Origin of the sequence: Emticicia sp., assembly GCF_043780375.1 — a bacterium.
GTDB lineage: Bacteria > Bacteroidota > Bacteroidia > Cytophagales > Spirosomataceae > Emticicia.
This window is the reverse complement of the sequence record NZ_JAYWCU010000082.1, coordinates 1-11,275: the sequence shown is the minus strand read 5'-3', so window position 1 is coordinate 11,275 and position 11,275 is coordinate 1. Positions and strand designations below refer to the sequence as shown.

The 11,275-nt window shown below is 34.1% G+C and carries 15 protein-coding genes and 1 pseudogene; 10 read left to right on the top strand and 6 right to left on the bottom strand.

The window, feature by feature from the left end; translation table 11 throughout:
• Nucleotides 1–23 precede the first annotated feature (23 nt).
• Nucleotides 24–383 carry a VanZ family protein gene (locus tag ACH2CJ_RS06325; RefSeq protein WP_394991410.1) on the top strand — a complete coding sequence of 120 codons (360 nt, stop codon included), beginning with the start codon at nucleotides 24–26 and terminating at the stop codon, nucleotides 381–383.
• Nucleotides 384–536: 153 nt separating this feature from the next.
• Here ACH2CJ_RS06325 and ACH2CJ_RS06320 read toward each other — a convergent pair whose 3' ends face one another.
• The 3 genes from ACH2CJ_RS06320 to ACH2CJ_RS06310 all read right to left on the bottom strand — a co-directional run bounded on the left by ACH2CJ_RS06320 (nucleotide 537) and on the right by ACH2CJ_RS06310 (nucleotide 3,400).
• The gene (locus ACH2CJ_RS06320; protein ID WP_394991409.1) at nucleotides 537–2,030 is read right to left on the bottom strand and encodes a hypothetical protein; all 1,494 of its coding nucleotides are present in this window, start codon (nucleotides 2,028–2,030) and stop codon (nucleotides 537–539) included.
• A 20-nt stretch (nucleotides 2,031–2,050) separates the two neighbouring features.
• On the bottom strand, nucleotides 2,051–2,584 hold the full coding sequence (locus ACH2CJ_RS06315) for a metallophosphoesterase family protein (protein WP_394991408.1): 534 nt from the start codon (nucleotides 2,582–2,584) through the stop codon (nucleotides 2,051–2,053).
• Between the two features lie 66 nt (nucleotides 2,585–2,650).
• Nucleotides 2,651–3,400 (bottom strand): glycosyltransferase family 2 protein, encoded by a 750-nt coding sequence (locus ACH2CJ_RS06310; RefSeq protein ID WP_394991407.1) that lies wholly within the window; start codon nucleotides 3,398–3,400, stop codon nucleotides 2,651–2,653.
• Between the two features lie 177 nt (nucleotides 3,401–3,577).
• On the opposite strand from ACH2CJ_RS06310, the gene ACH2CJ_RS06305 reads away from it, so the two are divergent.
• The 7 genes from ACH2CJ_RS06305 (at nucleotide 3,578) to ACH2CJ_RS06275 (ending at nucleotide 8,248) form a co-directional block, all read left to right on the top strand.
• The gene (locus tag ACH2CJ_RS06305; RefSeq protein ID WP_394991406.1) at nucleotides 3,578–3,889 is read left to right on the top strand and encodes a c-type cytochrome; all 312 of its coding nucleotides are present in this window, start codon (nucleotides 3,578–3,580) and stop codon (nucleotides 3,887–3,889) included.
• A 3-nt stretch (nucleotides 3,890–3,892) separates the two neighbouring features.
• On the top strand, nucleotides 3,893–4,693 hold the full coding sequence (locus ACH2CJ_RS06300) for a TatD family hydrolase (protein ID WP_394991405.1): 801 nt from the start codon (nucleotides 3,893–3,895) through the stop codon (nucleotides 4,691–4,693).
• Nucleotides 4,690–5,556 (top strand): DMT family transporter, encoded by an 867-nt coding sequence (locus ACH2CJ_RS06295; RefSeq protein WP_394991404.1) that lies wholly within the window; start codon nucleotides 4,690–4,692, stop codon nucleotides 5,554–5,556. Before ACH2CJ_RS06300 ends, ACH2CJ_RS06295 begins: the two co-directional genes overlap by 4 nt.
• Before the next feature lie 185 nt (nucleotides 5,557–5,741).
• Entirely contained in the window at nucleotides 5,742–7,091 is a 1,350-nt protein-coding gene (locus tag ACH2CJ_RS06290) for a hypothetical protein (protein ID WP_394991403.1), read from the top strand.
• A gap of 35 nt (nucleotides 7,092–7,126) precedes the next feature.
• A complete protein-coding gene (locus ACH2CJ_RS06285) occupies nucleotides 7,127–7,507 on the top strand; it encodes a hypothetical protein (protein ID WP_394991402.1) in 381 nt (126 codons plus the stop codon).
• A 96-nt stretch (nucleotides 7,508–7,603) separates the two neighbouring features.
• Nucleotides 7,604–7,747, top strand: coding sequence for a hypothetical protein (locus tag ACH2CJ_RS06280; RefSeq protein ID WP_394991401.1), 144 nt, complete (start codon nucleotides 7,604–7,606; stop codon nucleotides 7,745–7,747).
• Nucleotides 7,748–7,843: 96 nt separating this feature from the next.
• Nucleotides 7,844–8,248, top strand: a complete 405-nt coding sequence (locus ACH2CJ_RS06275) for an OmpA family protein (protein ID WP_394991400.1) — start codon at nucleotides 7,844–7,846, stop codon at nucleotides 8,246–8,248.
• Between the two features lie 48 nt (nucleotides 8,249–8,296).
• Here ACH2CJ_RS06275 and ACH2CJ_RS06270 read toward each other — a convergent pair whose 3' ends face one another.
• From ACH2CJ_RS06270 to ACH2CJ_RS06260, 3 genes are read right to left on the bottom strand one after another with little or no spacing between them, the layout of a single operon-like run.
• Nucleotides 8,297–8,599, bottom strand: a complete 303-nt coding sequence (locus ACH2CJ_RS06270; protein ID WP_394991399.1) for a ferritin-like domain-containing protein — start codon at nucleotides 8,597–8,599, stop codon at nucleotides 8,297–8,299.
• Nucleotides 8,580–8,720, bottom strand: a complete 141-nt coding sequence (locus tag ACH2CJ_RS06265) for a DUF892 family protein (protein ID WP_394991398.1) — start codon at nucleotides 8,718–8,720, stop codon at nucleotides 8,580–8,582. Before ACH2CJ_RS06265 ends, ACH2CJ_RS06270 begins: the two co-directional genes overlap by 20 nt.
• A 55-nt stretch (nucleotides 8,721–8,775) precedes the next feature.
• Nucleotides 8,776–9,777 carry a manganese catalase family protein gene (locus ACH2CJ_RS06260; RefSeq protein WP_394991396.1) on the bottom strand — a complete coding sequence of 334 codons (1,002 nt, stop codon included), beginning with the start codon at nucleotides 9,775–9,777 and terminating at the stop codon, nucleotides 8,776–8,778.
• Between the two features lie 456 nt (nucleotides 9,778–10,233).
• Between ACH2CJ_RS06260 and ACH2CJ_RS06255 the strand changes: the two genes are divergently transcribed.
• Both ACH2CJ_RS06255 and ACH2CJ_RS06250 read left to right on the top strand, forming a co-directional pair.
• A complete protein-coding gene (locus ACH2CJ_RS06255; protein WP_394991395.1) occupies nucleotides 10,234–10,692 on the top strand; it encodes a PA2169 family four-helix-bundle protein in 459 nt (152 codons plus the stop codon).
• 137 nt (nucleotides 10,693–10,829) lie between these two features.
• Nucleotides 10,830–11,275: pseudogene (locus tag ACH2CJ_RS06250) on the top strand (glycosyltransferase family 1 protein); the annotation flags it as partial.

The following is an 11,275-nucleotide window of genomic DNA, read 5'->3' as shown; positions in this document are numbered from 1 at the left end:
ACTATTAGATGAAGTTGAAACTATTGGCAATAAAATTTCTGGAAAATAAATATTTGGCTTTTGCTGTTACACTTATCATCTTTGCATTATGTACTATGCCGAGTGAAAATTTACCCAATGGCAAGGACTTTAATGATAAAACCGCCCATTTTGTAGCATTTGCTGGATGGGCTTTTTGTTGGCAATTTGCTTTCAAAAACTATACAAAGACTTTACTTTTAGGTATTATTTACGGTGTTTTTATTGAATATTGGCAAGGAATTCTTCCCGAAACCTTTCATCGTGGCTTTGATTGGTACGATGCTTTAGCAGATGGATTAGGAACATTAATAGGATTAATTATCTTTTATTTTACCACTTTTTTAGGGCTAAAAAAACAATAGAGTTGATATAAACCTATGGTTAAAAAAAAGAAAATAAGTGCCAATTGCAAAATTATAGACGAACCAAAACTACATAAAGCGAAAAAAGCAATAGATTTGTGATTGAATTGATGCAGTTTGAGTCATTTGTTGCCATGTAAATTTGGGCATTTCCTACTTTTCCTCTTTCAGCATATAAGTCAATTTTGTCACATAAAATACCTCTCGGTTCAGAATATCATTGTTTTTTCTAACACTTTGGTAACCATACGCCAAAAAGCTATGTCCATACCAAGCAGCTAAATTATTGCGTTCGGTATTAGTAATTTTCTCAGATTCAGTACCAGTTTTCAAATCAAAACTTTCCAAATCTTTTGCCTTTTCATTCCCTCGAATCACCACAGTTCTGATTAAACTTTCGTCAGGATATGCCAATATTTGGTAATCGTCTTGTTGTGTAATCTGAACTTTAGCATTTAATTCGCTACTTTCGATTTCTTTGAGCGAAACACTATTGTCCCAAAGAAGTTTGCCGTTTTTATCAAAACCACAAATAACAGCATGTGAATAACGAAAATTATTATAAATATCATTGCCAATACGGTAGTTTCTCCATGTACTCCAGCCAGTTGCATTGGTATTAGATTTATATTCTGGATAAAAAATTTCGGCAAGCATCACCCAACCTTCATTCGTCGGAATGAGGTCATGCAACAACAGTCTATATCGCAATTTTATTTCTTTTCCTTTTTGCTTTTTTTGGTTAATTCTTAGCTTTATTTTCTCTTCTCGCTTAGGATTTAAGAATCGAAAAAAGTTTTTTAAATCAGCAAAATTGATGTATTGAATTTTCGAATCATCAGACAAGTTTTGCATATATATTCCAAGCGAAAGTTGAGAGCAACCTTCCGCATAATTACCCATCAAAATAGGTATTTTTTGGTCAATTTTCAATATTTCTCCCGAAATAGGTGCTGTTTGTTTATCACCTAAAACTAAGCTGTTTAAGGCCTTTCCTTCGTAAGAATAAGTTTTCAAGATAAACTGACAATTTCGCTCATTTTTTAGCATTAAATATACTTTTTCGCTTTGTTCATCTACATCTAAATCATTTATTATCAAATAGTTATTGTGTATTTCTGGTAAAACCTTAGAAGTTTTATCAAAAAAACTAAACATAACTACTACGGGTCGGTCGTTGTATTTTCCTCCAATAAAAGCCTTGCTTCCTAACACTACAAAATGCTCAATTTCTATATTTGTCAGTAGATTTCCTTCTGCATAAGTTTTATCTCCCGTTTCAAAATCTATTCGTAAAACACCAATATCTATTTTATCATCTTTTTTAAATAAAACATATAAATAACGCTCATTGTGGAAGGTTTTTATGAGGTCGAAATTTTCATCGGGCAGAAATGTAGTTTTCCAAATTTGAGTAAGTGTACTATCGTATTTATAAAAATCAAGAGTAAATTTTCGGTGATAAGCCTCTATTTTTGATTGAAGCAAAACAACTCCGTTTTCTTTCAATGGAATAAGCAGATGCTCTTGTTCTAAACTGCTATTTCGCTCAAATTCGATACGTTTACCCTGTGTCAATTGAGCAGCAACTGACAATGTTTGTAGCAGGAAAACAAAACTAATAATATATTGTATGAATTTTTTCATATTTATAATGCTAAAAATAATCACTTTCCTCGCAAGCCTAACTCCACGATTTCCAAATTAGACATTTTTTTATTGGACGGCATTTCGTTGTTTGGCATTCCACTATCAAGCGTAAATCTAAGCAAAGTTTTCATTTTATGAAACCCTTCTTTTCCTGCTGCTCCTGAATTTAGATAAATTAAATTATTGTGTTTGTCGTCTCGCATAGCTCGCAAAATATGCGAGTGTCCACATACAAAAATATCAGGTATTTTCTGTTTAAATTGTTTCTTCACCATTGGATTATAATTAGGTGGAAACCCACCAATATGAGTCATCCAAACTTCAAAACCTTCAATCGTAAAGTGTTGATTTTCGGGCACTAACCACTGAATTTCTTTGGTATCAATATTTCCAAAAACAAACTTTGTTGGCTTAAATTTTTGTAGTTTTTCAATAATTTCGACCGAACCAATATCTCCTGCATGCCAAATTTCATCACAATCTTTGAAATGCTCAAATACGGTTTCGTCCAAAAACCCATGGGTATCTGATATAAGTCCAATTTTGGTCATAAAATATTGAATGATTTGTGAATGATTGAAAAGATTTGATGTATAAAATTGCGTATAAATTAAAAATTACTCATTCAATATTGATAATTCCCTTAACTTCAAATATTTCAAAGTTGCATAAACTGCCTGAGAAAATGCCCAAACAAAACCTCGATAACCATTCAGAAAGTTGAGCCTAATGAAATATTCGGTGATAAAAGTAATCGGAAATTTGGTGATAATTTTCAATAAAGATGCTTTCTTTCCACGTTTTTGTAGTTCACTCGCCCCACGTGACGAATAATTATTTATTTTCTGAAAGCATTCAGCCAAATCGGCATAACTGTGATGCAAAACATGGTTTTTGAGTGTCATTGTTTTGCCATTCAATACAATATCCTCATGCACTTGTCGGTCATTATAATTACCAAATTTTCGATTAAAAAGTCTTAGATGTGGCATCTTGTATTCTCGTCCAAACCGCATCATTTCACCCAAAAAAATGAGTGTATTTGGAACCATAAAGCCTTGATATTCGGCATTTTTCAATACTTCATCAATTTCTATTTTCAATTCGGGGCTTACTACCTCATCTGCATCAACTATAAAAATCCAGTCGTTTTTTGCTTGTTCCACGGCAAAGTGTTTTTGTTTACCAAATCCATCAAATTTACGGTATAAAGTTTTACAACCAAATTGTTGTGCAATCGCCAATGTTTCGTCGATACTTCCGCTGTCCACCACCACAATTTCATCGGCCCAGCCGGCAACAGCAGCCAAAACTTGTTTGATTGTTCGGGTATTATTTAGGGTAATAATTACAACGGAAACTTTCATCTTGAGGGTTTTAATTCTCAAAGTTAAGATTTTTGGTTTTTGAATCGTAATTTTGTAAAAAAAAGACAAGCAAAATTTACCATGCAACTAAACATTCATTCTTTAATTGTACATATTTGAATCTTCCTTGATTACATCAACGTAAATAGTTTGTACTCAATTAATTCTATAAAGAATATGAAAATTAAAGAAATAGTAACTCTTTGTGCTATCGTAACGCTTATGGCGGGTTTTATACAACCAAATCAGCAGACAGCGGGAAAAGAAGTTTTTGAAAATAACTGTTCAAAATGTCATGGAAAAGATGGCACAAAAAAGGCATTTGGTGTTAAAAGTTTACAAAAAAGTCAACTAACAACTGCTGAAAACTTCGATATTATTTCTAATGGAAAAGGAAAAATGCCAAGCTGGAAAGCAACATTGTCGAACGAACAGATAAATCAAGTCATTGCTTACGTAGAAGAATTACGTAAAAAAACGAAAGAATAAATAATGATAGAAACCCACGCACACATTTACGACGACCAATTTGACTATGACAGAGATGCGATGCTCGAAAGAGCCTTTTCGGCTGGGATAAAACAGATTTGGATGCCCAATTGCGACCATGAAACCATTGCTGGAATGATCGCTTTAGAGCAACAATATCCAAATATTTGCCATGCCATGATGGGCATACACCCGTGTTATGTGAAAGAGAATTTTGAAGTAGAATTATCGATTGTTGAGCAGTGGCTCAAACAACGAAAGTTCATTATGATTGGCGAAATCGGCATTGATTTCTACTGGGATTTAACTTTCGTAACCCAGCAAGAAGAAGCATTTTTGCTACAATTGGCTTTAGCTAAAAAATATAACTTACCCATTTGTATTCATTCTCGTAACTCAAAAAACAACGAACACAATGCTATAATTCGCTGCATCGAACTCATTAAAAAGTTTGCTTGGAGCGATTTAAGAGGTATTTTTCATTGTTTTTCGGGGAATCTGGCGGAAGCTCAACAGATTGTTGAACTAAACTTTTTGCTTGGTATTGGTGGTGTAGCAACTTTCAAAAATGGCGGTATGGAAAATGTGCTTCCATTTATTGATTTGAAAAATATTGTTCTTGAAACTGATTCGCCTTATCTGGCTCCTGTGCCTCATCGTGGCAAACGAAATGAGATTTTATATCTTGAATTAGTCGCCAAACGCATTGCCGAATTAAAACAAATTTCTGTTGAAGAAGTGATAAATCAAACATCACAAAATGCTCTAAAATTAATTGATACCTGTTCAAAAACAAAACATTGAATCTAAAAACCATTCTTATCGGCATATTATTTGCTGCACTTTGGGCTTCGGCTTCGGTAGCGGCCAAAATTGGGCTTCATTCGGTTGAGCCTTTGGTGCTTTTTCAAATTCGCTTTTTGGTTGCAGGAATCGTGATGCTTGCTTACTCGTTTTTTTTTCAAAAAGACCGCCTTCCCCAAGGCAAAGAATGGAAAGAATTAACTATTTTTGGCCTACTCAATGTAACTCTTTATTTGAGTTTCTTTGTATTAGGAATTAAAGAAGTAGCGGCTGGTATTGGTAGCCTTTCAACAGCCACTAATCCTTTGTTTATCAGTGTATTATCTGCTTTTTGGTTGAGTAGAAATGTCAGATTTTCGGAGTGGATTGCAGTGCTTTTGGGCATGATTGGTGTAGGAATTGCCTGTTATCCACTCATACAAAATAGCTATGCTACTCCTTTGGGACTTTTCTATATGTTTTTGTGTATGCTTTCTTATTCGGTTGGCACAATTTATTATTCAAATATCGACTGGAAACTTTCACGAACCGCCATTAACGGCTGGCAAGTTTTTCTGGGCGGTATTCTGATGCTTCCCTTGACATTTATCCTTCATAAATCTCCCAATAATTACGACCTAACGTTTTTATTATCAGAGATTTGGCTCATTGTGCCTGTTTCAATAATTGCTGTAAACTTATGGCTATATTTACTAAAAATTGATGCCGTAAAAGCCTCATTCTTTCTGTTCTTATGTCCGATATTTGGTTTTACTTATTCTTATTTTTTATTAAATGAGCCAATCAGCTATCATACATTTTTAGGTACAGCTTTAGTAATCGTTGGGCTTTACGTGGGGCAACGAGAAAAGTTGAAAACATAATTATCAACACTTGGCGTTCTTCTTCTTAATTATGATTTATCTGCTAATTTAAACCATTCATCAAGTTTTTTGTCAAAAATAAACTTTAATCTCTTATTTTCGTTAAACATTGACTGATTGGTGTTTTTTTATATAACAAATAATACCATCGACCATCATAATATATTGAATATCTACTATTTTTTATGAAATATTCTATTCTCACTGCCTTTTCAACAGCAATTGTACTTAGTGCAACACTGATGAACTCTTGCACCAAACAAGAGCAAGTTACTGCCAATTCGGCAAGTTTTGATTTGCTACAAGATAAAGTCTTAACAAAAAACTGTGCCGTAACTGGTTGCCATTCTTCCGAAACCGACGGAACTTACAAACAACATGGTTTGGTTTTGGCTAAAGGAAAAGCCTACAAAAACTTGATTGACATCACCCCAACTAATATTGGAGCAAAACAAGACGGTTTGAAGCGAGTAAAGCCTTTCAAATCTTTGGAAAGTTTATTGTTCAACAAACTATTTTATGATGCCAGCCATCACGGAGGTAAAAGTTATGGAGCAGTAATGCCACTTGGAGCAGATTTACTATCTAATGGTCAAATAGAATTTGTAAGACGTTGGATAGAAGCTGGAGCTCCTGAGAAAGGAAGCGTAGCCGATGCTGGATTGCTTGATGATACTGTGCCAAGCACAGCCACATTTGTGGGTTTACCTACACCACCAGTTGGAACGGGTTTTCAGATGGTTTTAGATAAATTTGATGTAGCCCCTAATTTTGAGCGTGAGTTTTTTACGAGAAAACCGCTCGGAAATACAGAAACTGTTTATGTCAATCGTGTGCAAATAAGTATGCGTCCAGGAAGTCATCATTTTATTTTATATGGTTTCAGAGATCAAAAAAACTTAGCTCCACTAAGTCAAGTACGTGATTTACGAAATCCCGATGGCACTTATAATCTTGTTACTTTTTCCCAAATGAACAATCATGTTTTCAATTTTGGTGGCAGCGAAGCTAACCTTGATTATACTTTTCCTACTGGTACAGCCGTTGAAGTTCCTGCCAATACCACTTTTGATATGAACTCGCATTATTATAATAAAAGTACAAAACCTTTGCCTGGCGAAGTAAATATCAACTTATTTACCACCAAGAAGGAAAATGTCAAAAATATATTGAAAGTCATTGATTTTGGAAATCAAAATCTGACTATTCCTGCCAATAAAACAACAGTTATTACAAAGGATTTTACTTTCGATAAAAACGTTAAGATTGTTACCCTTTTCTCTCATACGCATAAATTAGGTGAGAAATTTGAGATTTTGATTAAAGGCGGGGCAAGAAACGGTGAGTTGATTTATACTTCAACCAACTGGGAGCATCCCGAAAAAACCGACTTTCCTACTTACATCTCTCTCAAAAAAGGCGAAGGTTTAACCTCAAGAATTACCTACAATAATTTTACGAATAAAACTGTAACCTTTGGGCTTACCACCGAAGACGAAATGGGGATTATTTTCGGGTATTATTTTGAAGAGTAAAGCATTGTATCTTGACACAAAACTAAAAGTGTAAAATGAAAATACAACTTGTTATTCTACTTTCGCTTGCTATTTTTGCTACTTCATGCGGAAATAACGCTGAATTAGAAAGCCTAAAAAAAGAAAACACGGCATTAGTTGCACAAATAAATGCTTTAAAATCGGGCACTTATGCCAAATCGCCCAAATACTTTTTGAAACTTCGATTGAAACAATCACGGCTTTCATTGAATATCAAAAAACACATAAAAGATGCCGTCAATTCCTTAGATTTTGAACTGCCCGTGGACAAAGATTTTTATGATTCGGTTTCGGAAGGCACAGAAATCATTGACAAATTTCGCTTTGGCTCTTTTATTTTATACGGAAATTTGGGTGATTGGGAAATGACCGTCAAAGAGAAATATGTCAAATAGTGAATTGATGCAGCAAATCTTTTCGGGATATAAAAGCGAAGTGAATACTTGAGGTATTTTCTTCGCTTTTTTTCTTAACCGAACTCATGCAAAACCATGATTGATGGTTTTGCAAAAGAAATTACAGAAAGCGGAATGGTGGCTCGAAATTTTGAGAGATGGGACATTCTCAATGATAGAATTACTCCTAATTCTACCAAAGGTTCACACCAAAAAGAAATCGGAAGAATGAAGTCTTGACTAAAAGCTCATGCCAAATGGATTGATGAAAATATTGAACAATTGTAAGTTTTTCTTCATAAATTTGATAGAGAAGTTATTTAAAACGAAAATCGCATGAAGACTCTTTTTGTATTATTTCTTTTTTCTTTTAGCACCTCTTTCGGTCAAGACGTGAAAGAGATTGTACGAAGTATTTATTTTGGCGGCGGAAGTGCATATATAGACAAGCAACAAGCCCAAGAGTTATATGATTTTGTAAAGAGCATAAAAAATCTTGAATACTACGAAATCAACATCATGAGCCACACCGACAATATTGGTGGTAAAGAGTTTAACGAATATCTCAGTCGAATGAGAAGTGCTTCTGTCATCGACCTTCTAAGAGCGATGGATGTTCCTCAAGAAAAGATAAGATTTAAAGATTTTGCCTACGATGCTCCTACTTATGATAATAATACATGGGAAGGTCGTGAGCGAAATCGTAGAGTTGATATTCAGTTTAAGCCTATTGTGTTTTGAAAAAATAATAGTTTATCTCTGTCACTGTATATCTGGCCAAATACCTTTCTAAAAATGGCTGATACATAGACAAATAAGCGTAGCATCAAGCAATGTTATTGCCTCTGTTAAGCCTAAAGTTCCTGCAAAATGACGAAGTTTGCCGTAAAATGCAATTTCATAGTGCTCTACCTTTTGTGCTGAAATAATACCGGCATCACACATAGAACCCGTTTCGCAATTTTCTATTATTTCTTCTATTAAACCTACAATAGCCCCACATTTTGCGGCAACTGTTTTTTTATCAAATGTTTCAAAAACTTGTTCAACAAGAGTTACATGCTCTTTAGTTTCACCAACATGACTTTTCAATGCTCAGCTCTGATGTAGCATTTTTTATTATTTTGGGTATGGCTTTCGTCAATGCTTTTTCCGCCCAATAAATATCCTTCAATTCATCTTCAAATAATTCTATTAATTGCGATAGTTGCATTGTTCCATTTCAATGACTTCCCGAATTTATTTGGTTGTTTTCATTTTCTTGCTACTTAATTGTTTATTGAATGGTTTGTTAAATTTTCTTTTTTTTCTGTACTTTTCAATTTCTCTTCATCTTCATAAACCGACCAACTCATTACCCCATTTTTAGGAGCTGTTGCATTGTCAACTAATGCTTTGCGTTTGGCACTCAATTTCTTATTTGCTGTTTGAACAGATTCTTCTGTACGTGGCGTTCCTTTCGCACGTTCATCTAACAATCCATCAGTATCACGAACATGCTGGAGGGGATCATCTATATATTGCCATTCTTCTCCAAGTAATGGGCTTTTGCCTTCGTTCCAATCACCTTTAAAATCTTCACCTTTCGACATATTGAAATATTTGTTGCTATATTTCGGGTCGCTTTGCAAAATACCAGGAGGAAAGTTTGGTTGAATACTATCTAAAGCCGCTTGAAACATTTGAAAGTGTGCTACCTCTCGGGTCATTAAATAACGCAATGATTCTTTTACATACACATCGTCCGTAAATTTCATCAAGTTTTCATAAACCATTTTGGCACTTGTTTCTGCTCCAATATTTAAACGCAGGTCAGCGGTTAAGTCTCCCATTCCCATAATATAATTTGCACTCCAAGGATTGCCAACGCTATCGGTTAGGGTTGGGGTGCCACCACTCACAATAAAGAAATGCGGATTTATCATTGCTTCATGGATGTAAGTTTCTTTGGCGGTTTTGCCGTCTAATACTTTGGTTAAGTCAGATTCATCCGCCGCATTTTTCAATTCACCATTAACACCCGTGAGGAGCATCTGAATGGTTGCTCCAACGATTTCAAGGTGACTAAATTCTTCGGTGGCAATGTCCATAAGCATGTCATACTTATCAGGATGAGGCTTTCTACAACCAAACGCCTGAACGAAATATTGCATTGCTGCTTTTAGTTCGCCGTTAGGCCCGCCAAACTGCTCAAGCAATAGTTTGGCAAAACGTACATCGGGTTTTGAAACCCTTGCGTTGAACTGCAATTCTTTTACATGATGAAACATGGTCTTGTAGATTTAGTTGAAAATTCGTTGACAAAGTTCAATAGGTTTATTATAGATAGTGTTACAAAATTTTGTAAATTAATTACATCATTCACACACAATATTTTGAGAATGTTAAGAGAGCCAAAAGCGGGCATTTTAGCAAAGAATTTTTATGAAAGTAACATTAGACTTCCTGCGAAAGTATTTTAAGTCGAAAAACACTTTCGCAGGAAGTCTATTAGTAAAATATTCAAATTGGTTGATTTATACTTTTCTTTCTTTATTAGTAAAGGTCTTAAAAAGCAGCCTTAAAATGCGTATTTAATAGTATTTGTGAATTTTTAAGGCAAAAAACGATTTCCTTAAAATGTGAGAATCATATAAGTATTTTCAATTATCATGTAACACTTTGAAATTAGATACCATTTACCTTTGCTTCATATTATTTATAAATTCTATAAATCAATAAATAAAATGGAAACGGACAAAGCGATTGAGGTTTTGAATTCGCTCATTGAAATTAACAATGACAGAATTGAGGGGTATGAAACCGCTTCAAAAGAAACAGAGGAAACTGATTTTAAGCGTTTGTTTTCTCAATTTGTAAAAACAAGTGAGTGGTGCAAAGTGGAACTTGCTAAGGAAGTTGTAAAATTGAGCGGAACCCCAACAGAAGGCACTACAACAACAGGTAAGTTTTTTAGAGTTTGGATGGATTTTAAAGCAGCAGTGACTGGAAATGACCGTGAGTCAATTCTCAATTCTTGCCAATACGGTGAAAGCGTAGCAAGCGATACGTATAAAGATGTTTTGGATGACAATGTTGCAGGTTTTACAATCGAACAGCAATCAATGCTTAGAGCTCAATATATGTTATTAAAATCTGACTATGATAAGGTAAAAAATATGTTAATAATTATTGAGGATGAGTAATTTTGGGGCATTTTAATCAGAAAAAATTATTGATTTCTTCTAATTAAAAAATGACATTTCCCACCAACTTCAAAATCAAATGTTAATTCCAATCAATTCTAAATTTGATATTTTTTATTTATTATCCTCAGAAATATATGAACTTAATTTGCTTTTCACATTTGCGTTGGAACTTTGTTTATCAACGTCCACAGCATTTATTAAGTCGCTTTTCAAGAGACTTTGCTACTTTTTATATAGAAGAATGTATTTATAATGATGATGAAGACGGTTATTATTTGAATATTACTGAGGAGCATGTTTCTGTTGTTATTCCACATTTAAAAGGCAATTCTAATGATAAAAATGAAGAAAATGAACGAGTTGAAAAAGTAATAAATAAGGTTTTTAATGAACATCAAATAAAAGAATATATTTTTTGGTATTATACCCCCATGGCCATGGGTTTTACCCAATTCTTCGAGCCGCAATTAGTTATCTATGATTGCATGGATGAATTAAGTGCTTTTAAATTTGCTCCGCCAGCTCTAAAAATGCTTGAGCAGCAATTATTTAAAAAGGCAGACATTGTTTTTACAGGTGG

What these genes read in the sequence shown, in the direction of transcription:
- ACH2CJ_RS06280 (WP_394991401.1), top strand. Translation starts at nt 7,604, where the DNA reads ATGATTGATGGTTTTGCAAAAGAAATTACAGAAAGCGGAATGGTGGCT.
- ACH2CJ_RS06255 (WP_394991395.1), top strand. Translation starts at nt 10,234, where the DNA reads ATGGAAACGGACAAAGCGATTGAGGTTTTGAATTCGCTCATTGAAATT.
- ACH2CJ_RS06315 (WP_394991408.1), bottom strand. Translation starts at nt 2,584, where the DNA reads ATGACCAAAATTGGACTTATATCAGATACCCATGGGTTTTTGGACGAA.
- ACH2CJ_RS06265 (WP_394991398.1), bottom strand. Translation starts at nt 8,720, where the DNA reads ATGCAACTATCGCAATTAATAGAATTATTTGAAGATGAATTGAAGGAT.
- ACH2CJ_RS06275 (WP_394991400.1), top strand. Translation starts at nt 7,844, where the DNA reads ATGAAGACTCTTTTTGTATTATTTCTTTTTTCTTTTAGCACCTCTTTC.
- ACH2CJ_RS06305 (WP_394991406.1), top strand. Translation starts at nt 3,578, where the DNA reads ATGAAAATTAAAGAAATAGTAACTCTTTGTGCTATCGTAACGCTTATG.
- ACH2CJ_RS06310 (WP_394991407.1), bottom strand. Translation starts at nt 3,400, where the DNA reads ATGAAAGTTTCCGTTGTAATTATTACCCTAAATAATACCCGAACAATC.
- ACH2CJ_RS06290 (WP_394991403.1), top strand. Translation starts at nt 5,742, where the DNA reads ATGAAATATTCTATTCTCACTGCCTTTTCAACAGCAATTGTACTTAGT.
- ACH2CJ_RS06260 (WP_394991396.1), bottom strand. Translation starts at nt 9,777, where the DNA reads ATGTTTCATCATGTAAAAGAATTGCAGTTCAACGCAAGGGTTTCAAAA.
- ACH2CJ_RS06320 (WP_394991409.1), bottom strand. Translation starts at nt 2,030, where the DNA reads ATGAAAAAATTCATACAATATATTATTAGTTTTGTTTTCCTGCTACAA.
- ACH2CJ_RS06285 (WP_394991402.1), top strand. Translation starts at nt 7,127, where the DNA reads ATGAAAATACAACTTGTTATTCTACTTTCGCTTGCTATTTTTGCTACT.
- ACH2CJ_RS06300 (WP_394991405.1), top strand. Translation starts at nt 3,893, where the DNA reads ATGATAGAAACCCACGCACACATTTACGACGACCAATTTGACTATGAC.